Here is a 23198-nt window from a genome sequence, read left to right on the forward strand (position 1 = left end):
GCTCCAGTCTACCGGCTCGGGAGGCCCGGATCGCCGCCGCCGCGCTGCTCGCCGCGACCCGGTGGTCGCCGTGGCCGACCGGGTGTCGCCTACGATCGAGGGCACGGACACCCAGGGGGGAAGCATGACCGACCCGCTCGCAGCGCTCGCGGCCGCCGTCGAGGTACTGCCGGACGACACGGCCCTCCGGCTGCGCTACGCCGGACTCCTCGTCGATGCCGGCCGGCTGACCGACGCCATCGCGCAGGCCGCGGCGGTCCTGCAGCGCGAACCCGGCAACGCGGACGCCCAGGCCCTCGTCCGTCGGGCCGCCGACGCTGCCGGTGGTGCCGGCGCGGGTGGTGCGGGCACCGGGGACACCGAGCGGTCCGCGTTGCCAGGATCGCCGACGGCGGCACCGTCGGCACCGTCGAGTCCGGTGACTCCGGCGACTCCGGCGGCCGACGACGGCATCGACTGGCACGCCCTGGAACGCGACATCGGGGTCGCCACGCCGCCGCCCTTCGTGACCGAGCAGGGGACGTCCGACGACGACCCCGTCCCGATCGCCGAACTGCGCCGCGAGACGACCCGGCTGGCCGACGTCGGCGGGCTCGACGGGGTCAAGCGGCGCATAGAGGAGTCGTTCCTGCAGCCGATGGCGCACCCCGACATCGCGCGGGCGTTCGGCAAGACACTCCGCGGCGGGCTGCTGCTGTACGGCCCGCCCGGCTGCGGCAAGACCTTCATCGCGCGGGCGATCGCCGGTGAGCTCGGGGCGCACTTCCTGAGCGTGAGCCTCAACGACGTCCTCGACAAGTACATCGGGGAGAGCGAGAAGAACGTCCACCGCGTGTTCGAGCAGGCACGCGCGGCAGCACCCGCGGTCCTGTTCTTCGACGAGATGGACGCCATCGGCGGCAAGCGCAGCGCGGGCCAGTGGTCGTCGTTCCGCAACGTCGTCAACCAGCTGCTCGTCGAGATGGACGGGGTGGACGCCCGGAACGACGGGCTGTACGTGCTCGCCGCGACGAACCACCCGTGGGACGTCGACGCCGCGCTGAAGCGGCCGGGCCGGTTCGACCGCATGGTCTTCGTGGGTCCGCCGGACGACGTCGCCCGCGAGGCCGTGCTGCGTGTGCACCTGCGGGAACGACCCATCGAGGGGATCGACCTCGGCGCGCTCGTCCGCAGGACCCGTGGCTTCTCCGGCGCGGACCTGCAGCACCTGGTGACGACCGCCGCCGAGAAGGCGATGGCGGAGTCCATCCGGACCGGCGCCGTCCGGCCGATCCGGATGACCGACGTGCGCGACGCCCTGCACGAGGTGCGTCCGTCGATCGGGCCGTGGGTGCAGGCCGCACGGAACGTCGCCGAGTTCGCGAACACCAGCGGTGAGTACGACGACCTCGCCGCGTGGTTGCGCACCGAGAAGCCGCGCGGGTGAGCGACGACGTCGAGCACGCGCTCGAACGGGCACGGGCGCTGCTCGACTTCCGTCGACCGGACGACGCCCGCGACGAGGTCCGTCGCGGCCTGGCCACCCTGCCGGACGACGCTCGGCTCTGGGCGGAACTCGCCCGTGTGGAGCGCATCCGCGAGGACCACCGGGCCGCCGTCGACGCGGGGCACCGCGCGCTCGCGATCGACCCGGAGCAGGTCACCGCGCTCGACGCGCTCGTCACGTCGAGTGCCGCGGTCGGGCAGGACGCGGATGCGAAGCGGTACGCCGACCGGCTCGTCGAACTCCGTCCGGACTGGGCGCGGGCACACCTGCAGTGGGCCTTCGTGCACACGTGGTGGTCCCCGTCCGATCGGCGTCCGCGCGACCTCGCGGCGTGGCCGTACTCGGACATCGAGCGGTGCGTGCGAGCGCTCGGGCGTGCGACCGAACTCGGCGCCGACCAGCCCGGGATCCTCGCCGATGCCGCACGGTGCGCGATGGCGCTCCGGCGGCCGGACGAGTCGCGACGGCTGATCGAGGCCGCGCTCGAGCTCGCCCCGACGGACGAGGACGTCCTGCTGGCGTCGGCACGCCTGGCCGACGAGGCCACCGCTGCGGAGCGGTCGCTCTCGGTGCTCGCGGTGAACCCCGCATCGCGCGGCGCCGGGGAACAGCTCGACGCCCTGCTCTGGCGGCGGTTGTCCGTCACCGTCCTGTTCGTCCTGGTCGTGGCGACCGTCACCGTGCTCGGCATCGAGGTCCGTGCCGGCGCCCCGTCGGCACCGTCGGCACCGATCGCCTGGGTGGTGACGGCGTTCGCGGCGCTGTCGTTCAGCGTCACCGTGCGGAACGCTGCGCGGAAGTACCGGTGGCGCGTCTGGCGACGGACGTTCGCGCGCGATCCGCAGGTCGCCGCAGCCGTGCTCGTCAGCGTGCTCGGCATCGTGGTGACCGTCGTCGCCTCCGTCGTCGTGCTGACCCGTCCGCCCGGGTCGTCCGAGCCCGCGGTCGGGCACGCGGTCGCCGCCGTCGGTGTGGTCGTGCTGCTGCAGACGGCCGCGCTCGCGACGGTCGTCGTGACCCGTGCCCGGGTCGACGTCCGGGCCGAGCGGTTCCCCGACACCCCCGCCGGTCGCCTGCGCCTCGGCTGGGGCGATCAGTGGCGCAGGCTCGCGGCGCTGCCGGCGTGCACGGCGCTCGGGGTGTGGCTGTTCTCGGCGGTGCTCGGCACGCCCGGGACCGCCGCGGTCGGGCGGACGCTGCCGACGGCCTGGGCCGCCGTCTTCGCGGCGTGCATGTGCGCGAGCGAGGTGCTCCGACGCCCGCACCGGCGGACGCGGAAGCCCCTCGTGCTCTGGGCCGTGCTCGGATCCGCCGCGCTGGTGGCGACGGCGCTGTCCGTCGTCGCGCAGCTCGCGGTCGGCTGACCCGCCACACCGCACCCGCGTCGTCGGACGACGGAGCCGCCGCCTGCTGCCGTGGTCAGGCGCTGCGGACGAGGTCGAGGAACCGCCGGTGGAACCGGTCCTCGCCAGCGACCTCGGGGTGGAACGCACTCGCGATGACGCTGCCCTGCTGCACCGCGACGACCTGGCCGTCCGGGAGCGCCCCGAGCACGTGCACGTCGTCGCCGTGCTGCTCGACCACGGGCGCCCGGATGAACACCGCGTGCACCGGGGCCTCGCCGAGGTCGGGCATCGGGATGTCGGTCTCGAACGAGTCGTTCTGCGCGCCGAACGCGTTGCGACGCACGGTGGTGTCGAGCACCCCGAGCGTCTGCTGCCCGCTGATCCCGTCGGCGATGCGTGCCGACAGCATGATCATGCCGGCGCACGTGCCGTAGGCGGGCAGCCCGCCGCGGATGGCGTCGGCGAGCGGCTCAGCGACGCCGAACGACCGGGACAGCTTGTCCATGACGCTCGACTCGCCGCCGGGGATGACGACGCCGTCGAGGCCGCCGATCTCCTCGGCACGGCGGAGCGGCACCACGTCGGCGCCGAGCTCCGTCAGCGAGACGATGTGCTCACGGAAGTCGCCCTGCAGCGCCAGCACCCCGATGCGGGGCCGAGCGCCACCCGTCGGGCTACCAGCCACGCTCGGCGAGGCGGTGCGGCGCGGGCACGTCGGCGACGTTGATGCCGACCATCGCCTCGCCGAGCCCGCGCGAGACCTCGGCGATGACCTTGGGGTCGTCGTGGAAGGTAACGGCCTTGACGATCGCGGCTGCTCGCCTGGCCGGGTCGCCCGACTTGAAGATGCCGGAGCCGACGAAGACGCCGTCGGCACCGAGCTGCATCATCATCGCGGCGTCGGCCGGGGTCGCGACGCCACCGGCGGTGAAGAGCACGACGGGCAGCTTGCCGGTCGCCGCGACCTCCTTCACGACGTCGATCGGGGCCTGCAGCTCCTTCGCGGCGACGTAGAGCTCGTCGTCCTTGAGGTTGCGCAGCGCCGCGATCTCCTTGCTGATCGTGCGGATGTGCTTGGTGGCCTCGGACACGTCACCCGTGCCGGCCTCGCCCTTGGAGCGGATCATGGCCGCTCCCTCGGTGATGCGACGGAGCGCCTCGCCCAGGTTGGTGGCACCGCAGACGAACGGGGTGGTGAAGTTCCACTTGTCGATGTGGTTCACGTAGTCGGCGGGCGACAGGACCTCGGACTCGTCGATGTAGTCGACGCCGAGCTCCTGCAGCACCTGGGCCTCGACGAAGTGGCCGATGCGGGCCTTCGCCATGACCGGGATCGACACGGCGGCGATGATCTCCTCGATCATCGACGGGTCGGACATGCGGGCGACGCCGCCCTGCGCACGGATGTCGGCGGGGACGCGCTCGAGTGCCATGACGGCGGTGGCGCCGGCTTCCTCGGCGATGCGTGCCTGGTCGGCGTCGATGACGTCCATGATGACGCCGCCCTTGAGCATCTCGGCGAGGCCGCGCTTGACGCGGTCGGAGCCGGTGATCGAGGTGCCAGGGGTGCCGGAGGTGCTGGTGCTGTCGCTCATGATGCCGCCCAGTCTAGTGCGCCGCGGGCCACCCGTCGGCGATGAGTCGCCGGGTCTCGTCGAGCATCTGCGACATCGACTTCGTGCGCGCGATGATCGGGAAGAAGTTGGCGTCGGACTGCCACCGCGGCACGATGTGCTGGTGCAGGTGCGCGGCGACGCCGGCCCCGGCGACCTCGCCCTGGTTCATGCCGATGTTGAAGCCGTCGCAGTGCGACACCTGCCGCAGCACGCGCATCGCGGTCTGCGTGAGCTCGCCGATCTCGCGGGTCTCCTCCGGCGTCGCCTCGTCGTAGAGCGGGACGTGCCGGTACGGGCAGACCAGCAGGTGGCCGTTGTTGTACGGGTACAGGTTGAGCAGGACGTAGGCGTGCGCACCGCGGGCGACGACCAGGGCGTCCTCGTCGGACTTCCGGGGTGCCTCGCAGAAGGGGCAGTCGTCCTTGTGCCCGCGTCCCTCGCCCTGCCGACCCGCATCGATGTACGCCATCCGGTGCGGGTTCCACAGACGCTGGAAGGCATCCGGGACGGCCGCCGCGGTGGCGGCGTCCCGGATGACCAGCGGGTCCTGCTCGTCGGTCATCAGACCTGCGCGCGCTCGCGGATCGCGGTGAGGATCCGGTCGACGGCCTCGTCCACGGGCACCGCGTTGTCCTGGCGCCCGTCACGGAAGCGGAACGAGACGGCTCCGGCGTCGCGGTCGTCGCCGCCGGCGATGAGCTGGAACGGGACCTTCGCCTTGGTGTGCGTGCGGATCTTCTTCTGCATGCGGTCGTCGGAGTGGTCGACCTCGGCGCGGACGCCGTGGCTGCGGAGCTTCGCGACGACCTCGTCGAGGTAGTCGCCGTACTCGGCCGCGACCGGGATCGCGACGACCTGCACCGGGGACAGCCAGACCGGGAACGCACCGGCGTAGTGCTCGGTGAGGACGCCGAAGAACCGCTCGATCGACCCGAACAGGGCGCGGTGGATCATGACGGGGCGCTGACGCGTGCCGTCGGCGGCCGCGTACTCCAGGCCGAAGCGCTCGGGCAGGTTGAAGTCGAGCTGCACGGTCGACATCTGCCACGTGCGGCCGATCGCGTCCCGCGCCTGCACCGAGATCTTCGGGCCGTAGAACGCGGCACCGGCCGGGTCGGGCACGAGCTCGAGCCCGGACTCCTCGGCGACCTCGCGCAGGGTGTTCGTCGCGACCTCCCAGACGTCGTCGTCACCGACGTACTTCTCCGGGTCCTTCGTCGACAGCTCGAGGTAGAAGTCGTCGAGGCCGTAGTCGCGCAGGAGCGAGAGCACGAACTCGAGCGTCGTGGTCAGCTCCTCCTTCATCTTCTCGGGCGTGGTGAAGATGTGCGCGTCGTCCTGGGTCATGCCGCGCACACGCGTCAGGCCGTGGATGACGCCGGACTTCTCGTTGCGGTACACCGTGCCGAACTCGAACATCCGCAGCGGCAGGTCGCGGTACGACCGGGCCTGCGAGCGGTACGCCAGGATGTGCATCGGGCAGTTCATCGGCTTGAGGTAGTAGTCGGCGCCCTGGCGGGTGACGTTGCCGTCCTCGTCGCGTGCCTCGTCCATGTGCATGGCCGGGAACATGCCGTCCTTGTACCAGCCGAGGTGCCCGGACTGCTCGAACAGGTCGCCCTTGGTGATGTGCGGCGTGTAGACGAAGGAGTAGCCCTCCTGCTCGTGCCGACGGCGCGAGTAGTCCTCCATCTCGCGGCGGATGATGCCGCCCTTCGGGTGGAAGATCGCCAGGCCGGACCCGATCTCGTCGGGGAACGAGAACAGGTCGAGCTCGGCGCCGAGCTTGCGGTGGTCGCGCTTGGCGGCCTCCTCCAGGCGCACGAGGTAGGCCTTGAGCTGGTCCTTGTCGGGCCAGGCCGTGCCGTAGATGCGCTGCAGCTGCGGGTTCTTCTCCGAGCCGCGCCAGTAGGCCGCCGCGACGCGCATGAGCTTGGCGGCGTTGCCGATCCAACGGGTGTGCGGGACGTGCGGACCGCGGCAGAGGTCCTGCCAGACGACCTCGCCCGACTTCGGGTCGACGTTCTCGTAGACTGTCAGCTCGCCGGCGCCGACCTCGACGCTCTCGCCCGAGTCACCGGCGTCCGCGGCGCCCTTGAGACCGATGAGCTCCTGCTTGTAGGGCTCCCCCGCCATGAGTTCGCGCGCCTGCTCGTCGGTGACGACCACGCGGCGGAAGCGCTGGGCCTGCTTGACGATGCGGTCCATGCCCTTCTCGATCGCCTTGAGGTCCTCGGGGGTGAAGGGCTCGGCGACGTCGAAGTCGTAGTAGAAGCCGTCGGTGACGGGCGGACCGATGCCGAGCTTCGCGTCCGGGTTGATCTGCTGCACGGCCTGCGCGAGCACGTGTGCCGCGGAGTGCCGCAGGATGTCGAGCCCGTCCTGCTCGTCGAGGGTCACCGGCTCGGCGGTCTCGCCGGCCTGCACGTCGGCGGCGAGGTCCTTGAGGACGCCGTCGACACGGATCGCCACGATGCCGCGCTCGCCGTCGAAGAGCTCGGTGCCCGTCGTGGTCGTCGTCGCGGTCCGGGGCTCGGGTGCAAGGGGAAGCTCGGCGGGCGCGGGGGCGACTGACTCGGTCACGGTGATGGGACTCCTCGATCGGGATGGTGCGTCAAGACTAGTGCGGGTGCGGGCTCAGGCGGGGACGGCGCCGAGGGTCGCGACGGGCAGCCGGGGCTCGAGTCGCTCGCGGCCGTTCAGCCCGTCGAGCTCGAGCAGGGCGGCGAAGCCGATCGCCTGGTACCCGGCCCGCTCGAGCAGGGTGATCGTGGCCGCGCCGGTGCCGCCGGTGGCCAGCACGTCGTCGACGACGAGCACCCGCGTGCCCGCCGGCAGCTGACCCGGCCGGAGTTCGAGCTCGGCCTCGCCGTACTCCAACGCGTACTGCTCGCTGAGCACCTCGCCGGGCAGCTTGCCGGCCTTGCGGACGGTGAGCACGCCGACCTGGTGCTGCGCGGCGATGCCGCCGGCCAGGGCGAAGCCGCGGGCCTCGATGCCGGCGACGGCGTCGAACCCGGCGCCGATCGCGAACGGCGCAGCGAGTGCCTCGCAGACGCGGCCGAAGGCGACGGCGTCCGAGAACACGGGCGTCACGTCACGGAAGAGCACCCCCGGCTTCGGGAAGTCCGGCACGAGGGCGGTCAGGCGTTCGACGAGTGCAGCTGCGGTTTCGGTCACCCGTCAACGGTACGGGAGGCCCGGGGCGCGTCCGACACGTCGGCACGCGCGGACGGCACCCGGCGGCGGGGGCCGCCGGGTGCCGGGCCAGCAAGCGCGAGGACGAGCGCCACGCACGACCGGCGGCTCAGCGCCACATGCGCAGCGCGGCGACCTGCGTCAGCCAGTCGAGTTCGCGCTGCCGGCGCTCGCGCTCGAGACGCGCCACGGTGGCGCGGTCGAGTGACGGTCGCACGGTCCGGGTGCGTCGACTCCAGATGATGAGCGACACCCCGACGCGGAGGGCGATGCGGTCGGTGAGCGAGACCCGACGGCGCACCGCGCGGGTATCGGGTGGACGGGTGGTGGTCTTCGTGGACACGGTGTTCCCCTTCAGGGCACGGCAGAGCTGCCCGGGTTGCGGGCACGACGGATCTGCCCGGGTCGCGGGCAGCAGGAAATGAATGCGCGAGAATGCACTCCCGGATGGTCCCGGGAATGACCGCACGGCGCATCGTGGAATGCACGTCGACACCGAGAGCGTCGCACTGTCCATCGACATTCTCCCGGCGACGTCCGCGACGATCGAGCGGCATTCGTCGACGTGTCGACGAGCCGTTCGGCAGACGGACGGACCGGTCCTGCGCGAGCCGGATCAGTGAGCCTGATCGGCGCAGCGCACGGTGCTCGGAGGCACAGGTGTCAGGAGAGTGGGACGCCCCGGGTCAGCGGACGCGGAACGGGGTGCCGACGCGCTCGCGGATCCCACGGAACGGAGTGGTTGCGAAGATCATCATGGTCGGCCCCCTTTCGGTCTCGAGCTGGTGGAGTCGTCCTGGTCGAATACCCGACCGTTCGCGACGAGTGAACACTATCGGCACGACAATTCACCGCGCAACCCCATTCGTCGAGATTCTCCGGAATTGCACTCCTGAACACACCGAAAGGCCCGGCACCCATCGGGTGCCGGGCCTCGCCCGGTTCGTCGGGACTACACCGTGGCGTGGTCTGCGACGGACGCCGTCAGCTCGCCGTCCACGACGTCGACCCGGAGGGTGTCACCCGCGGTGACCCCGTCCTCGACCACCAGGGTCGCGATGCGGTCGTCGACCTCGCGCTGGATGAGTCGGCGGAGCGGGCGGGCACCGTACTCCGGCTCGTACCCGTGCTCGGCGAGCCAGTCGACCGCGGCGTCCGACACCGACAGCAGCAGGTCCTGCGCGACGAGTCGGAGGGCCGTGTCCTGCAGCAGCAGCGACACGATCGAGCGGATCTGCGTCGGATCGAGCTTGCGGAACAGCACGACCTCGTCGATGCGGTTGATGAACTCCGGCCGCATCGCCTCGCGCACCTTGCCCATCACCCGGTTGCGCAGGTCCTGCTCCCCGTAGCCGCCGTCGGCCGCCGCGGAGAACCCGAGCGCTCCGGACCGCGAGGCCAGGAACTCCGACCCGAGGTTCGACGTCATGATGACGACCGTGTTGCGGAAGTCGACCGTGCGCCCCTGGCCGTCGGTCAGCCGACCGTCGTCGAGCACCTGCAGGAGCAGGTTGAAGACGTCCGGGTGGGCCTTCTCGACCTCGTCGAGCAGGATGACGGAGTACGGGTTGCGGCGGACGCGCTCGGTGAGCTGCCCGGCCTCGTCGTACCCGACGTACCCGGGAGGGGCACCGACCAGGCGGGACACGGTGTGGCGTTCCCCGAACTCGCTCATGTCGAAGCGGACCATGGCGGACTCGTCGCCGAACAGCGAGCCGGCGAGGGCCTTCGCGAGTTCGGTCTTGCCGACGCCCGTCGGGCCGAGGAACAGGAAGCTGCCCACCGGACGACGCGGGTCGCCCATGCCGGTCCGGCTGCGCCGGACGGCCCTGGCGATCGCGACGACAGCGTCGTCCTGGCCGACCACGCGCTCGTGCAGCTCGGACTCGAGCGCGGCGAGCCGCGTCTTGTCTGCCGACCCGAGACGGGCCGCCGGGATGCCGGTGGCGCGGGACACCACCTCGGCGATGTCGGCTTCCGTGATCGACGAGTCCGCGGACTCCGGACCGGAGGCGCGGGTGGCGTCCGCCGACGAGGCGGCGGTGATCCGGGCCTCCAGTCCGACGATCTCGTCGCGCAGGTCGGACGCTTCCTCGTAGTGCTCCTCGGCGACCGCGCGGTCCTTCCGGGCCGTCAGGTCGGCGACCTGGGTGCGGAGCGCCTCGACGTCGACGTCGCCCGACAGGGCGAGGCGACGGCGTGCACCGGCCTGGTCGACGAGGTCGATGGCCTTGTCCGGCAGGTGTCGGTCGGTCACGTAGCGGTGCGAGAGCTCGACGGCCGCGCGGAGCGCCTCGGGCGTGTACACGACGCCGTGGTGTTCCGCGTAGCGCGGGGCGAGGCCGGTCAGGATCGCGACGGCGTCCTCGACGGTCGGCTCCCCCACCGTGACGGGCTGGAAGCGGCGCTCGAGTGCGGCGTCCTTCTCGATCCGGCGGTACTCGGTGAGCGTCGTCGCGCCGACCATGTGCAGGTCGCCGCGGGCGAGCCGGGGCTTGAGGATGTTGCCGGCGTCCATCGAGCCGCCCTCGCCGCCGCCGCCTGCGCCGACGACGGTGTGGAGCTCGTCGACGAAGACGATGAGCTCGTCGGCGTGCGCCGCGATCTCGTCCATCGCCGTGGTGAGGCGCTCCTCGAAGTCGCCGCGGTAGCGGGTGCCGGCGAGCATGCCGGGCAGGTCGAGCGCGACGACCCGCTTGCCCTGCAACAGGGCGGGGACGTCACCGTCGACGATGCGCTGGGCGAGGCCCTCGACGATCGCGGTCTTGCCGACGCCGGGCTCACCGATCAGCACGGGGTTGTTCTTGGTGCGACGGAGCAGGATCTCGACGGTCTGCTCGATCTCGTCGGCGCGGCCGATCACCGGGTCGACGTGCCCGTCACGGGCGCGGGCGGTGAGGTCGGTGCCGAACTGGTCGAGCGTCGGGGTGCCGCTGTCGGTGGCCTGGTCGGTGCCGACGGCTTCGGGTGTCCCGGGCGCGGGGCGCCCCTCCCTCGCGGCGGCGGCAGCCTGTGCCGCGTAGTCCTGCATGACCTGCGGGGTGATCCCGGCGCTGGCGAGCAGCTGACCGGTCACGGTCTCCTGGTCCATCACGAGCGCGAAGAAGACGTGCTCGGGGTCGGTGTAGGTGCTGCCGAAGCCCCGCGCGGCCTGCGTCGCCTCGACGAGGATGCGCTGGGCGGTGCCGGTCAGCGCCGGGCGGCCGGTCTGCTCGGCCAGCGGCTCGTGCGCCACCGGCAGGCGCTGCTCGATCTCCTCGGCGAGTCGCCGGGGGTCGACCCCGGCGGAGCGCACGACGGCGTCGAACGGCTCGGTGCGGACGAGCACGTGCAGGATGTGCAGGGCGTCGATCTCGCGCTGCCCCTGCGCGACCGCGTACTCGGCGGTGTGCTGGAGCAGCTCGTGGGTCCGGCGGCTGAGCAGCCGGGTGATGTCGACCGGTCGACCGAACGCACGGACGCGCTGCTGGTCACCGGTGCGCTGTGCCGCGAGCAGGCGGGCGAGGAACTCGTCGAACGAGTCGTTGCCACCGGTCGGGCCGAACGTTGCTGGCAAAGGGACCTCCTGGGGAACTTGAGTGCCTTCGACTCAATGCAACGCAGGAGGGCCCGGGTCATTCCCGGGTCCGGAAGAAACTTGCGGCGACCCGACTCAGGTCCGCGCGATGGGTGCAGCGACCGCGTCGGTGATCCGTGCGAGGTCGGTCGGGGCGACCTCGATGTCGAAGCCGCGGCGCCCGCCGGAGACGAAGATGCTCGCGTACGACAGGGCCGACTCGTCGATGACCGTCCGTAGTGGCGTCTTCTGCCCGACCGGGCTGATCCCGCCGACGACGTACCCGGTGCGCTTCTCGGCGAGGGCGGGATCGGCCAGCGTCGCCTTCTTGCCCCCGACCGCGGCGGCGATGGCCTTGAGGTCCAGCCGGTTCGCCACGGGCACGATCGCGACGGCGAGGGTGCCGTCGACGGAGACGACGAGGGTCTTGAAGACCTGCTCCTCGCGCAGCCCGAGGGCGGCGGCCGCCTCTTCTCCGAAGTTGGTGGCGCTCTCGTGGTGCTCGTACACGTGCGGCGTGTACGGGACCCCGGCCGCCTCGAGCGCGACGGTCGCTGGGGTGCTCGGCGAACCTGCGGTCATGCCGTGATCCTCCCCCGCCGCACCTCCCGGTCCTCGACGGCACGCGGGCGTTACGCTGAACGGACCATGACCGCCGTCCTGCTGCTGCTCCGCGCCACCGCCGCGCTGGTGCTCGGCGACCCGGCCGCCGGGGTGCTGCCCCTGCTGGCCGCGGCGGCACTCGGACTGACCGCGGTCGCCGTGACCGTCGTCGTCGCCCGGCTGCTCGTCGCGGTGCTGGCGGCCGTCCTGGGGGTCGGACCGGCATCCGTGTCGGAGCGCTCGGCGGTGCCCGACCTGGTCACCAGGATCGGGTGGAGCCACCCGGACGCCGACGGACACGTCCGCTCTCGGGCACCGGGGGTCGCGACCCCGGCCTGACCACCGACCGGTGGCCGGGCCGCTCGCGCACCCCGTTGACCCACCACCGATCGGAACCGTCATGGACCTGTCCACCCTGCCCCTCGTCGGCCCGCTGCTGCACGGCGGCGCGGACCTCGTCGCCGCCCTCACCGCGGCGCTCTCCCCCGTCGCCGGACCGTTCGCCGCGGCGATCGCCGTCGTGCTCCTCACCCTGGCCGTCCGGCTCGTGCTCGTCCCGCTGTCCGTGCTGCAGGTGCGGGCCGAACGAGACCGACGACGTCTGGCACCGCAGCTCGCGGCGCTGCGCAGGCGGTACGGCCACGACACCGAACGACTGCAGCGCGCGGTGCAGCAGCTGTACACCGACGAGCGGGTCTCGCCACTGGCCGGTTGCCTGCCCGTCCTCGCCCAGGCCCCGGTGCTGTCGCTCGTCTACGCCCTGTTCACGCACCCGTGGATCGGCGGCACCGCGAACGCCCTGCTCGACGCGACCCTGGTGGGTGTCCCACTCGGACACTCGCTCGTCGTCACCCTGACCTCGCCGCTCTGGACGCACGCCTGGGTGGTGGTCCTGCTGCTGGTGGTCCTCGCCCTCGTGGTGGAGCAGAGCCGCCGCGCGAACGCCCACTGGAACCCGGTGGCGGCGCCCGAGGCCGGCGCCGAGGTGCCCGGTGCTGCCGTCGCCGCCGGCGTGGGTCGGGTCGCGCCGTTCCTGACGGTCGTGTTCGCGGCGATCGCACCCCTCGCGGCCGCCCTGTACATCGTGACGAGTGCCCTCTGGACCCTCGGCGAGCGGGCCGTGCTGCGACGGGTGCTCCGGTAGCTCAGCCGCCCTGGCCCTCCTGCTGCGGGCCCTGGTCGACCGGGTCGTACTCGGTGCCGCGGCCCTGTTCCTCGTCGGCGGTCGGGACGTGGCTCTCGGTGAAGGAACCACCGGGGCTCGTGGCGACGTAGTCGGCCTCGCCCGACTGCGTGTCGTGGCTCAGTGGGCCGATGGGCTCCTGGTCGGCGTCGGGCTCGGGCACGGGGCCGGGTTCGCTGCTCATGCACCACGCCTACTCCCTCGTTCTGGGTGCGCGCGGACGGCGACGCGGTGCCACGATGGACCAGTCCACCCGACCGGCAGAGCGGGAGTGCGCATGGCCCACGACGACGTGGCAGCGGAACGGGAACGGCTGGAGGCCGTGGCCTGGGGATCGGGTTCGAGCCCCGCGGACGCCGCGCGCGCCCGGATCGCGTTGCAGGACCTGGACAGCGGTCGGCGCTCACGGGTGCTCGGTGCGTCCGGTGGTCGCGGCGGTCGGACGGGAGGCCCGGATCCGGTCCGCACGTCGCCATCGTCCCCGACGGGGTCGCGTCCCGAGCACGGGGCGATTCCGGCGGGGACCGGCGCGCGACGCGGCGCGGAGGGCGGCGCCCGGCGCCGTACCGAGGACGGGACCGGGGGCACGCCTCCGAGCCGTGCGGGGACCACCGTCGAGCACGACGCCGGACACACCGCCGACGCTGCCGACGCCGCCGATGGGGACACGGGTGACCACGCCGGCGCCGTGAGCGATGACGACGGGCGCGCACCGGGCCTCCCGGCCGGACCGACGCGACCGTCCCGCTGGCGCACGCTGCTCTGGACCCGGCGGCCACGCGCCTGGGCGGTGGCCGGTGCGGTGGCCGCGGTGGGCGTCGCCTTCGCGGTCGGCACCGTCGTGGGCACCGCCCGGCCGGACGTCGCCGCGGCGCCCAGCATCACGCCGACCGCGGGGACGGTCACGCTCGAGCAGCTGCTCGACGCGCCGCAGACCTACGCCGACCAGCTGCCCGGACCGGTGGCCGCCCCGGTGAGCCTGCACACCACGCGGATCGTCTTCTCGAACCGCGCGCTCGACGGCGGGACCGCCGAGACGCCCTGGAACGTGTGGGCCGGCGTCGGGACGGACCGGTCGACGATCTGCCTGGTGGCGACGGCGGACCGGATCGAGTCCTCGTCGGCGTGCTTCCCGCGCGATGCGGCCCTGCACGGATCGGTGTCGATGTCGGCGCAGTCGAGGAGCGGGACCCTGACGATCGACCTGCGCGGGGGCGGGGTACAGGGCCGGGTGACGAACGGGTACTGAGGTCCGCCGCTGACCTGGGAGTTCGTTGGAGCGCTCCGAAAAGTTGGCCGGACCCCCTCGCGTGACGCTGTTCGACCGTGCAACACTGGTTGCGCGCACTCGTCGTGGAGTCGTACCCACATCATCCACACCCGCCCGCGAGCGCGCCCCGCAGACCCCCCGGTCATCGCCGTTCACCCGATCGGCATCGTCGCGCGCTCCACCGTGCCCCGGAGGAGGTCAGCAGCGTGTCCACCAACACCACCTCGGCCGTGTCGACCCACACGCGGCCGATCACCGTCACCAGCCAGTCCGTCGTCGGCATCGCCGTGCTCGGTCTGGCGACGTTCTTCGCCATCACCACCGAGCTCATGCCCGTCGGGCTGCTCGGCACGATGAGCGCCGACCTCGGCGTCACCGAGGCGACCATGGGCATCGTCATCACGGTGTACGCCGCCGCCGTGGCCTTGCTCGCCCTGCCGCTCACCGCGTTCACCGCGAAGCTGCCGCGCAAGACCGTGCTCGTGTCGACGCTCGTCGGCTACACCGTGTCGAACGTGATGATCGCGCTCGCGCCGTCGTTCGCCGTCGTCTGCGCCGGCCGGGTCGTCGGTGGCGTCGCCCACGCCCTGTTCTTCTCGGTGGCCTCGGCGTACGCGACCCGGATCGTGCCGCCGCGGTTGGCCGGTCGGGCGATCGCGTTCGTGTACTCCGGCAGTTCGCTCGGCTTCGTGCTCGGCGTGCCCCTCGCCACCTGGGTCGCGCAGCACATCGGCTGGCGCCCCGCCGTGTTCTCCGTCGCGGTCGCGGCCGCCGTGCTCGCCGTCGTCGCACTGCTGTTCCTGCCCGCCGTGCACGGCGCCACCTCCCCGCACATCGGTTCCCCGCGGTCGTGGGCGCGGACCGGCCTGCTCGCGGTCGTGGTCGCCGACGGCCTGCTCTTCGCCGGGCACTACGTCGTCTACACCTACATCGGCCCGTACGCGATCGACGCCGGGCTCGACGCCGGCATGGTCAGCGGGGCCCTGCTCGTGCTCGGCGGTACCGGGGTCGTCGGACTCTGGCTCGCCGGCATGTTCGTCGACCGCGCTCCGCGGCAGACGCTCGTCGTCGCGGTCGGCACGATGGTCGTCGCGTTCGCCGCGATGCCGTTCGTGCACGGTTCGCTGCTCGGCACCATGGTCGTGGCCGGGGTGTGGATGGCGGCGAACGGCACGACGGGCACGCTCTTCATGGCTGCTGCGATCCGGGCCGGAGGCGTCTCCCCCGACATCGCCGGTGCCCTGGTCAACGGCGCGTCGAACATCGGGATCGCCGGGGGCGCGGCCCTCGGCGGGCAGGCCCTGGGCATCGTCGGGCTGCAGTACCTGCCGCTGGCCGGTGCCGCGGTGCTGGTCGGGTCGCTCGGGGTCGTCGTGCTGGCGCGCCGCGGGTTCCCGGTGCACGCGCACGGCCAGGAGCACCTGTCGACGTCGTCGCTCGAGGCCATCACGTCGTCGCTCGCGGTGGTCACCACGTCGGTGCCCGTGGTCGGCCGGGCGATCCAGACGGTCACCGGGTCGATCGGCGTCGCCACGGGGTCGGTGCGGCAGCCGCGCACGCGGTAGCGCCGGGGCGGTTCTGCCGAGAGGCACGGGTCGCATGCCACGCCGCAGCCCGGTCGGCGAGGTTGCACGACACGTCGTCGGCAGGGCGCTGAGGTTGCACGAACTGTCGCTGCCGACGAGTTCGGCCGACGTCTCGTGCGACCTCGACGGGACGCATGCGGCGTGTCGTGCGACCTCGACGGGACGCACGCGGCGCGGCGTGTCGCACGACCGAGGCGGAGCGCAGCCCCGCGCGGCTCAGTCCTGCAGGTGCCCCGTGCGCCGACGGTTCCGGACGGCACGGTAGGTCAGCAACGCCGCACCGACCAGCACGAAGGCCCCGGCCGCGATGAGCCCCGGCACCAGGTCGGCCCCGGTGTAGGCCAACGGGCCCTGGTCGTCCTGTGCACCGGAACCCGCCGCCGGTGCGCCGTCCGGACCGCCGCCCGCGACCGGGACGGCCGGGCTCGACGGCCCGCTCGGCCCGGGCTCGGCAGGCGAGCTCTGCTCCGGGGCGGGGCCAGGTCCGGCGGCAGCCGGCACCACGAACGCGAGCGGGGTCGCGGCGCCGTCCTCGGGGGTGACGACGACGACGGACTCGGCACCCTCGACGTCGACCGCGATCGTGTACTCGGTCGTGGGCTGCAGTCCGGGCAGGTCGAAGGCGCCTCCGTCGTCGGTCGTGGTCGTCACGACCGCACCGGCCGCGCCGTCGGTCGGGGTCGCCGTGACCGTGACGTCGGCGACCGGCTCGCCGTCGGTGTCGACGACGGTGCCGGGCTGGGAACTCGTCACGACGACTGCCTGTGCAGGCGAGGCGAAGGACAGGTCGGAGACCACGCGACCCCCGGCCACCGCCGCGATGTCGGAGTTCGTCGTGGCACCGGTGGCACCCGGCGTCGGTCGGTCGGTGTGCACGGAGAACGTGCCGGCCGCCGTGGCGAAGGTGTAGCGGCCGTCCGCGTCGGTCGTGGTCTCAGCGACCACCGTGGCGTCGTCGTCATCGAGCAGCTGCACGACCCGCCCGGCCGGGACGGGCTCGCCGTCGACGGACACGACGCCCGTCACGGTGGCCACGACCGCCGCCGGGGCGGTGATCGGTTCCTGGAGTTCGGGGCCGGCGCCGAGGTCGCCGGTGGTGATCGTCGTGGGCGTGTCGTCCCCGCCGACCGTCACGTCGACCGCGGTGCCCTCGGGCAGGTCGGACACCGTGTACACACCGTCGCTGTTCGTCGTCGTCTCGACGGGCTCCCCGCCGGGGACGTCGATCACGACGGGGATGCTCGAGACCGGGTTGCCGGCGCCGTCCTCGACCACGCCGATGATCGACACCGAGTCGTCCGGAGCGGTGAAGTCGAAGTCGACGTTCGACCGGTCGTTGCCACCGTCGGCACGGTTGAGGGACACCCCGGTCACCGCGGACACGCCGTCGTCGGTGCCGTCCGGGTCGATGGCCCCGGTCGGGGTGGCGATGCGGACGACGTAGTCGTTGATCTGCGGCAGCGCCGGGAACGCGTACCGGCCGTCCTCGTCCGTCGTCGTCGAGTACACGACGCCGCGCGGGGCCGTGGCGGTGACGACCGCCCCGGGGACCGCGGTGCCGTCCAGGGTCGCGACGCCGCTGATCGCCGCGGTCTTCGACGCGAACCACGTCTGGTGCACGGGGAAGCCGCTGCGCTGCTGGGAGGTGATGGTGAGGGTCCGGAGTGACACCGTCGGGCTGAACCAGGCCGACGCACCGGCGGTGTCCGACGCGCCGGCGTTGCCGACGAGCGTGCCGCCGCCCTGGTCGGGGTCCGTGTTCGCGGTCCACGTCGGGACGTCCTGGCCCACGGTGCCGTCGGGGTCCCTGCTGCACGACCACCCGCCGTCGACCGCCGCCGAGCAGGAGTTGTAGCCGACCGTGCCGCCGTCCCGGCCGTTGAACCCGAGACCCGCTGCACTGACCGGCTGGCCGTTCGCGCCCGTCGCCGTCACCGTGGCCTGGTCGGCGTCGACGTCACCGAGCACGAACGCCCAGGAGCGTGCTCCGGGTGTCGGCTCGGCGAACGTGTACGTGGTCACCGACGGGCTCGTCGTGTTGTCGGCGAGCGGCCGCTGGTTCAGGTAGGTCTGCCCGCGGCTCGACCCGAAGCCGGCGGCGCCCACCGGGGTGCTCGCCGACTGCCAGGTCGACGCCCCACTGACCACGGACGACTGGCGCGAGTTCGACGTGAACGTCGTCTCGGGGAACCCCGCGAGCGTCATCGTGCCGGTGTAGGCACGACTCGATCCGCTCAGCGTGAAGGTGCCCCAGTTGCCCTGCGGTTCGGCGGAGGCGCTCGTCGCGCCACCGATCGCGAGCCCCGCTCCGAGTGCGAGGGCCGTGAGGCCGGCCGAGACCGCGTGGCGACGCCGCATGTGTGCTCCCTGGTGGTGGCGCCGACCCGCTCGACACCCGGTCAGGCTATCCACGGCCCCGGGCCGCCGTCCGGGCGAGACCAGATCGTGACACAGGTCCCCGGACGACCGGACGGATCAGTCGTCCCGGCCGAGCGTCAGCAGGAGCGCGTCGACGGCCGCCACCTGCCCGGCGACGAGCAGCGTCCGCGCCTCAGCCACCGGCACCCACCGCGCGTCGTCGACCTCGGGCACCTCGACCGTGCGCCCCGACCCGCGCGGCAGCTCGAGCAGCACGGAGTTGCTCCGCACCACGTCGACCGCGAAGCCGGGTGCCGCCGCGGCGAGCACCTGCACGCGCTTGCCCGACGCCTGCCGGAACTCCCCCAGGTCGACGACGTCCGTGCCGCTGACCGGGGCCGGCACGCCGATCTCCTCGGCGAACTCGCGCAGCGCGGTCGCCACCGGGTCCTCGCCGTCCTCGACGAGCCCCTTGGGGATCGTCCAGGCGCGCGGCCGGTTCCGCCAGAACGGCCCGCCCATGTGGGCCACGAAGACCTCGGGACCGGACGGTCCGGTCCGGTGCAGCAACAGTCCGGCGCTCACGACCACGCTCGCGACACTACCGAGCGGACGGCCGGGAGGCCCGGATCACCGCCGTCGCTCGGCTCGCGTCCGCTGTTGGTCCGGCTGCGTACCCCTCCGGCTGCACACCGGTCCGGCACGCTGCGCGTCAGCCCGCGGGCGCGCCGATCGCCCTCGCCACCCGGTCGGTCAGGTACGCGACACCGCGGCCGTTCGGGTGCAGCGCGCCGGCCTCGAGGTCGATCCGTCGCAGATCGCCCGTGCCGGTCAGGCTGACGCCGGCGACGTACCGCTCGTCGGCGGCGGCGCACGCCGAGTGGTCGGCGGTGTCGGCGAGCACGTCGACGAACCGCACCCCCGCGGCGTCGGCTGCCGAGGCCGAGACCGCGTCGAGCTCCTCCTGCACCCCGTGCAGGTACTCGACGTCGGCGTCGGTGAAGGGGAAGGTGTCCGACGGGAACGAGCCGGCGAGCGTGCCGAGGTCGAGCGCGGACCGGAAGCACCCCGTCGCCGGGGTGTGCTCAGCGTCCGGGAAGATCGCCGGGTACCCGAGGAACACGACGACCGCGTTCGGCGCCGCCCGGCGCACCGCCGCCAGGGTGTCGGCGACACCGAGGGCCACCCGCGACTGGATCTTCGCGCGGAGCTGGTCCTCGCCGTCCCGCACGAGACTGCTCTCGCACGACGGCGCGTCACGGCCGGAGAACACCGGCCCCTGGGCGGAGATCGCCAGGCACGACGCGGCGGTGCCGAACAGGTCGGCGTCGTTGCCGCCGATCGTCAGGGTCACCAGACGGGTGCTCGGCGACAGCGACTCGATCTGCGGCGGGACCCCCGCGAACTGGTTGCGCGTCGTGACGTCCTCGCTCGTGGCACCGGCGCACGTGACGTCGGTCAGCGCGAACCCGAACCGCGCCGCCAGCCGGTGCGGGTAGTCGCGCGCCGACTGGGCACACGCGTTCGTCGGCAGACGCGTCGGCGTGGGCAGGCCGTAGCCGGCGGAGTAGGAGTCGCCGAGGGCGACGTACTCGCTGCCGGGCGGCAGGTCGGCGAGGCGCTCCGGCGGGTCGGTCGGTACCGGGTACGGCTCGGGCACCGGCCACATCGGCGCCGCCGACGCCGCCGGCGCCGTGCCGGGGACGACGGCCCCCGAGACGAGCAGGCCGGCGACACCGAGTGCGGCCACGGCGACGGTCAGTGTCCGACGGGCGGTGCGGAGCAGTTGCGGCCTCCGGGCGGGTGGGACGTGGTCGGTCGGGTCGTGCGGGTCGGTCGCGGTCAGCGGCGTCCGAGTCGGCGCTCGCCGCCGCTGCCGGTGCGGTACTCCAGCCCGTAGTGCTGGAACAGCTCGGGCTCGGTGGCCGCGTCGAGCTCGCCGTCGGTCGGGATCGACGGCGCGTCCTTCACGAGCTTCTTCGCGTACGTCACCCGCAGGTGCTTCGGGGCGACCGTCGCGCCGAACAGCGGCACGAAGACGAGCTTCTGGAAGCCGACCATCCCGGTGGTCAGGGCGCCGAAGGCGGGGTCCGACGTCGCGGTGTCGTAGTAGATGCTCTCGAGCGTGCCGACCTTGTCGTCGGCCTCGTCGACGACCGGCAGGCCGATCCAGTCGCGGATGTTCGTGGCTTCGAACACGAAGGGCTCCCTCCGAGCGTCCGGCAGGTCCGGGTGCTCGCGCTCGACGCTACCGCCCGCCACCCTGAGCGCTCACCGCGAGCTCGTCGACGGCGGCCAGCACGTCGTCGGCGGAGACGGCCAGGATCGCCGGGTCCGGGTCCTCGGCGAAGACGTCCCCGCGCCGGACCGAGGCATCGGTGAGCACGATGTGCGGACCGGTCGCGGGCGGCCCCCACGCCTCGGGCGGTGCCGGGCCGAACAGCACGACGGAGGGCACGCCGTAGGCGGTCGCCAGGTGTGCCGCACCGGTGTCGACCGTCACCACGAGCCGCGCCGCGGCGATGACCGCGGCGAACGCCTGCAGGTCCAGGGTGCCGGCGAGGACCGCCTCCGGCGCCAGGCCGGTAGCGTCGGCGACCGCACGTGCGCGCACGACGTCGTCCGCGCCTCCCGTCAGGACGACGTCGAGACCGCGCTCGCGCAGGCCGCGCACCACGTCGGCGAAGCGGTCGGTCGGCCAGTGCCGGGCGCCGTGGAAGGCGCCGACGTGCACGACGGCCGCGCCGTCGACGACGGGCGGGGCGACCGGACGGTCGATCGCGACCTCGGTCGCGTCGGCGTCGATGCCGTGCCAGGTGAGCAGGTCGGCCCACCGGTCGCGCTCGTGCACGTCGTGCGGCCACTCGGGACCCTCGTACCCGTGGGTGGGGTCGGCGTGTCCGATGACCCGGCGCGGGCGGAGGGCGGCCACGAGGTCGGACGACTCGGGGCCGGCACCGTGCAGGTTGACCGCGACGTCGACCGAACCGGCCGGCACGCCGATCGGGTGGTCCAGACCGTGCTGCGCGAGGTGGACGTCCACCGCGGGGACCAGCTCGACGACGGGGGCGAGCCACGCGGTCGTGGCCAGGGTGATCCGGTGGTCGGGGAACGCGCGACGCAGCGCGTGCAGGGCGGGGACGGCGACGAGCAGGTCACCGAGCTTGATGGCGCGGAGGACGACCAGTTCCGGGCGTCCGTCCGACGGGGGCATGCTCTCGAGGGCGGTCACGCGCCGACCGTAGACCCGACACGCTGGTGGGCGGCACGGAGAACGCGTTCCGCGGACGGTGCGCGGGCACGCCGTGCCGCGCACCGGTAGGCATGGACGCATGGCCCTCGCTCCGGACCGCGTCATCCGCGGCCTGCTCCTCGACCGCGACGACACCATCGTGGTCGACGTCCCCTACAACGCCGACCCGCACCTCGTGGTGCCCGTCCCCGGGGCCGCCCGCGCCGTGGAGCGGGCACGGGCCGCCGGACTCCGGCTCGGTGTCGTGACGAACCAGTCGGTGATCGCGAAGGGCATGGCGACCCGCGAGCAGGTCGACGCCACCAACGCCCGGGTCGACGAACTCGTCGGACCGTTCGACGTCTGGTGCGTCTGCCCCCACGACGCCGGTGACGACTGCGCCTGCCGCAAGCCGCGGCCGGGGATGGTGCTCGAGGCCGCCGAGCGGCTCGGCATCCCGCCGGAGTCGGTCGTGGTGGTCGGCGACATCGGCGCAGACGTGCAGGCCGCACGGAACGCCGGCGCGCAGGGCATCCTCGTCCCGACGCAGCGGACCCGCGTCGAGGAGGTCGACGCCGCCGAGACCGTCGCGACGGACCTCGCCGAGGCCGTCGACCTCGTCCTGCAGCGGACCGGCGCACCGGCTGACCGCGCGTGACCGGCCCCCGCGTCCTCGTCGCCCGCCTCGACTCGTTCGGCGACGTCCTGGTCGCCGGGCCGGCGGTCCGAGCCGTCGCCGCCGGCGCGTCGCACGTCACCATGCTGTGCGGACCGCAGGGCGCCCCCGCGGCCGACCTGCTGCCCGGCGTCGACCGCGTGCGCGTCTGGGCGGCACCGTGGGTCACCGAGACGGCACGTCCGCTCGACGACGCCGTGCTCGAGGAGTTCCGGGCCCTGGTCGCCGAGGAACGCCCGGACGAGGCGGTCGTGCTGACCTCGTTCCACCAGTCGCCGCTCCCCCTGGCGCTCCTGCTCCGCCTGGCCGGCGTCCCCCGGGTCTCCGGCGCGTCCGTCGACCACCCCGGCTCGCTGCTCGACGTGCGCCTGCGGCCCGGCGAGGACCTGCCCGAGGACCTCCCCGAACCGGAACGCGCGCTGCGCATCGCCGAGGCGGCCGGGTTCCGGCTGCCGGCCGGGGACGACGGGAGGCTCGTGGTGCGGCACGACGACGACCTGCCACCGTCCGTGGCCGCGCTCGACCGCTACGTGGTCGTGCACCCGGGTGCCAGCGTCCCCGCACGGTCCTGGCCGGAGTCCCACCACCGCGCCCTCGTCGCGGCGTACGCCGAGCGCGGGGTGCCCGTCGTCGTCACCGGCTCTCCCGGGGAACGCGCGCTGACCGCGTCGGTGGCCGGGGACACCGGCATCGACCTCGGTGGCCGCACCAGCCCGGCCGGCCTCGCCGCCGTGCTCGCCCGCGCCGAGGTGGTGGTCGTCGGCAACACCGGCCCGGCCCACCTCGCCGCCGCCGTCGGCGCGCCGATCGTCAGCCTGTTCTCGCCCGTCGTCCCCGCGGTGAAGTGGGCGCCGTACGCCCCGCTCGTCGAACTGCTCGGCGACCAGTCGGCACCGTGCCGACTGAGCCGCGCCCGCGAGTGCCCCGTGGCCGGGCACCCCTGCCTGTCCGGTGTGGGCGTCGAGGACGTCCTGCAGGCCCACGACCGCCTGCTGCACCGCGCTGAGCGGATGATCGGGGGAAGTCTGCGCGACTCCCCAGAAGGCCGTGCGTAGCGTGCGCCACTGCTTCTCCTCCTGCTCCTCCTC

The 23198-nt window shown here is 73.3% G+C and carries 22 protein-coding genes; 8 read left to right on the forward strand and 14 right to left on the reverse strand.

Going from position 1 to position 23198, the window contains the following annotated elements; translation table 11 throughout:
* Nucleotides 1–124 precede the first annotated feature (124 nt).
* The gene (locus LEL83_RS04740) at nt 125–1426 is read left to right on the forward strand and encodes an AAA family ATPase (RefSeq protein ID WP_225557954.1); all 1302 of its coding nucleotides are present in this window, start codon (nt 125–127) and stop codon (nt 1424–1426) included.
* Complete coding sequence (locus tag LEL83_RS04745) at nt 1423–2850, forward strand: tetratricopeptide repeat protein (RefSeq protein ID WP_225557955.1); 1428 nt, start codon at nt 1423–1425, stop codon at nt 2848–2850. Before LEL83_RS04740 ends, LEL83_RS04745 begins: the two co-directional genes overlap by 4 nt.
* 55 nt (nt 2851–2905) lie before the next feature.
* Here LEL83_RS04745 and pdxT read toward each other — a convergent pair whose 3' ends face one another.
* From pdxT to ybaK, 8 genes are all read right to left on the reverse strand, one after another.
* On the reverse strand, nt 2906–3517 hold the full coding sequence (gene pdxT / locus LEL83_RS04750; RefSeq protein WP_225557956.1) for a pyridoxal 5'-phosphate synthase glutaminase subunit PdxT: 612 nt from the start codon (nt 3515–3517) through the stop codon (nt 2906–2908).
* Complete coding sequence (gene pdxS / locus LEL83_RS04755; protein WP_225557957.1) at nt 3507–4427, reverse strand: pyridoxal 5'-phosphate synthase lyase subunit PdxS; 921 nt, start codon at nt 4425–4427, stop codon at nt 3507–3509. The genes pdxT and pdxS overlap by 11 nt, the downstream gene beginning before the upstream one ends.
* A 13-nt stretch (nt 4428–4440) precedes the next feature.
* A complete protein-coding gene (locus tag LEL83_RS04760) occupies nt 4441–5010 on the reverse strand; it encodes an HIT family protein (protein ID WP_225557958.1) in 570 nt (189 codons plus the stop codon).
* Complete coding sequence (gene thrS, locus LEL83_RS04765; protein ID WP_372454435.1) at nt 5010–7031, reverse strand: threonine--tRNA ligase; 2022 nt, start codon at nt 7029–7031, stop codon at nt 5010–5012. Before thrS ends, LEL83_RS04760 begins: the two co-directional genes overlap by 1 nt.
* Nucleotides 7032–7085: 54 nt before the next feature.
* Nucleotides 7086–7628: an adenine phosphoribosyltransferase gene (locus tag LEL83_RS04770; protein WP_198658551.1), complete on the reverse strand. Its 543-nt coding sequence runs from the start codon at nt 7626–7628 to the stop codon at nt 7086–7088.
* A gap of 127 nt (nt 7629–7755) precedes the next feature.
* Nucleotides 7756–7989: a hypothetical protein gene (locus LEL83_RS04775; protein ID WP_225557959.1), complete on the reverse strand. Its 234-nt coding sequence runs from the start codon at nt 7987–7989 to the stop codon at nt 7756–7758.
* A 609-nt stretch (nt 7990–8598) separates the two neighbouring features.
* Nucleotides 8599–11202: an ATP-dependent Clp protease ATP-binding subunit gene (locus LEL83_RS04780; protein ID WP_225557960.1), complete on the reverse strand. Its 2604-nt coding sequence runs from the start codon at nt 11200–11202 to the stop codon at nt 8599–8601.
* Nucleotides 11203–11298: 96 nt separating this feature from the next.
* The gene (gene ybaK / locus LEL83_RS04785; protein WP_198658548.1) at nt 11299–11784 is read right to left on the reverse strand and encodes a Cys-tRNA(Pro) deacylase; all 486 of its coding nucleotides are present in this window, start codon (nt 11782–11784) and stop codon (nt 11299–11301) included.
* 66 nt (nt 11785–11850) lie between these two features.
* On the opposite strand from ybaK, the gene LEL83_RS04790 reads away from it, so the two are divergent.
* Entirely contained in the window at nt 11851–12144 is a 294-nt protein-coding gene (locus tag LEL83_RS04790; RefSeq protein WP_225557961.1) for a DUF6412 domain-containing protein, read from the forward strand.
* Between the two features lie 61 nt (nt 12145–12205).
* Nucleotides 12206–12949, forward strand: coding sequence for a YidC/Oxa1 family membrane protein insertase (locus tag LEL83_RS04795; protein ID WP_225557962.1), 744 nt, complete (start codon nt 12206–12208; stop codon nt 12947–12949).
* A 1-nt stretch (nt 12950) separates the two neighbouring features.
* Here the strand turns inward: LEL83_RS04795 and LEL83_RS04800 are convergent, their stop codons facing one another.
* Nucleotides 12951–13172, reverse strand: a complete 222-nt coding sequence (locus LEL83_RS04800) for a hypothetical protein (RefSeq protein WP_225557963.1) — start codon at nt 13170–13172, stop codon at nt 12951–12953.
* A 504-nt stretch (nt 13173–13676) separates the two neighbouring features.
* Here LEL83_RS04800 and LEL83_RS04805 point away from each other — a divergent pair.
* The gene (locus LEL83_RS04805; protein WP_225557964.1) at nt 13677–14237 is read left to right on the forward strand and encodes a hypothetical protein; all 561 of its coding nucleotides are present in this window, start codon (nt 13677–13679) and stop codon (nt 14235–14237) included.
* 227 nt (nt 14238–14464) lie between these two features.
* Entirely contained in the window at nt 14465–15823 is a 1359-nt protein-coding gene (locus LEL83_RS04810) for an MFS transporter (RefSeq protein WP_198658543.1), read from the forward strand.
* A gap of 237 nt (nt 15824–16060) precedes the next feature.
* Here LEL83_RS04810 and LEL83_RS04815 read toward each other — a convergent pair whose 3' ends face one another.
* The 5 genes from LEL83_RS04815 to LEL83_RS04835 all read right to left on the reverse strand — a co-directional run bounded on the left by LEL83_RS04815 (nt 16061) and on the right by LEL83_RS04835 (nt 21434).
* On the reverse strand, nt 16061–18202 hold the full coding sequence (locus LEL83_RS04815) for a carboxypeptidase-like regulatory domain-containing protein (protein ID WP_225557965.1): 2142 nt from the start codon (nt 18200–18202) through the stop codon (nt 16061–16063).
* Nucleotides 18203–18319: 117 nt separating this feature from the next.
* Nucleotides 18320–18787, reverse strand: a complete 468-nt coding sequence (locus LEL83_RS04820; protein ID WP_225557966.1) for an NUDIX hydrolase — start codon at nt 18785–18787, stop codon at nt 18320–18322.
* A 127-nt stretch (nt 18788–18914) separates the two neighbouring features.
* Nucleotides 18915–19952, reverse strand: coding sequence for an SGNH/GDSL hydrolase family protein (locus LEL83_RS04825; RefSeq protein ID WP_225557967.1), 1038 nt, complete (start codon nt 19950–19952; stop codon nt 18915–18917).
* A 92-nt stretch (nt 19953–20044) separates the two neighbouring features.
* On the reverse strand, nt 20045–20401 hold the full coding sequence (locus LEL83_RS04830) for a PRC-barrel domain-containing protein (protein ID WP_198658541.1): 357 nt from the start codon (nt 20399–20401) through the stop codon (nt 20045–20047).
* 49 nt (nt 20402–20450) lie between these two features.
* Nucleotides 20451–21434, reverse strand: coding sequence for a glycosyltransferase family 9 protein (locus tag LEL83_RS04835; protein ID WP_225557968.1), 984 nt, complete (start codon nt 21432–21434; stop codon nt 20451–20453).
* A 100-nt stretch (nt 21435–21534) separates the two neighbouring features.
* On the opposite strand from LEL83_RS04835, the gene LEL83_RS04840 reads away from it, so the two are divergent.
* Entirely contained in the window at nt 21535–22092 is a 558-nt protein-coding gene (locus LEL83_RS04840) for a D-glycero-alpha-D-manno-heptose-1,7-bisphosphate 7-phosphatase (protein ID WP_198658540.1), read from the forward strand.
* Nucleotides 22089–23165 (forward strand): glycosyltransferase family 9 protein, encoded by a 1077-nt coding sequence (locus tag LEL83_RS04845; protein WP_225557969.1) that lies wholly within the window; start codon nt 22089–22091, stop codon nt 23163–23165. The genes LEL83_RS04840 and LEL83_RS04845 overlap by 4 nt, the downstream gene beginning before the upstream one ends.
* The last annotated feature ends 33 nt before the right edge of the window (nt 23166–23198 follow it).

Source organism: Curtobacterium oceanosedimentum, from assembly GCF_020297365.1.
In the GTDB taxonomy this organism is placed as follows: Bacteria; Actinomycetota; Actinomycetes; order Actinomycetales; family Microbacteriaceae; genus Curtobacterium.

What these genes read in the sequence shown, in the direction of transcription:
- LEL83_RS04740 (WP_225557954.1), top strand. Translation starts at nt 125, where the DNA reads ATGACCGACCCGCTCGCAGCGCTCGCGGCCGCCGTCGAGGTACTGCCG.
- pdxS (WP_225557957.1), bottom strand. Translation starts at nt 4,427, where the DNA reads ATGAGCGACAGCACCAGCACCTCCGGCACCCCTGGCACCTCGATCACC.
- LEL83_RS04760 (WP_225557958.1), bottom strand. Translation starts at nt 5,010, where the DNA reads ATGACCGACGAGCAGGACCCGCTGGTCATCCGGGACGCCGCCACCGCG.
- ybaK (WP_198658548.1), bottom strand. Translation starts at nt 11,784, where the DNA reads ATGACCGCAGGTTCGCCGAGCACCCCAGCGACCGTCGCGCTCGAGGCG.
- LEL83_RS04790 (WP_225557961.1), top strand. Translation starts at nt 11,851, where the DNA reads ATGACCGCCGTCCTGCTGCTGCTCCGCGCCACCGCCGCGCTGGTGCTC.
- LEL83_RS04795 (WP_225557962.1), top strand. Translation starts at nt 12,206, where the DNA reads ATGGACCTGTCCACCCTGCCCCTCGTCGGCCCGCTGCTGCACGGCGGC.
- LEL83_RS04800 (WP_225557963.1), bottom strand. Translation starts at nt 13,172, where the DNA reads ATGAGCAGCGAACCCGGCCCCGTGCCCGAGCCCGACGCCGACCAGGAG.
- LEL83_RS04815 (WP_225557965.1), bottom strand. Translation starts at nt 18,202, where the DNA reads ATGCGGCGTCGCCACGCGGTCTCGGCCGGCCTCACGGCCCTCGCACTC.
- LEL83_RS04840 (WP_198658540.1), top strand. Translation starts at nt 21,535, where the DNA reads ATGGCCCTCGCTCCGGACCGCGTCATCCGCGGCCTGCTCCTCGACCGC.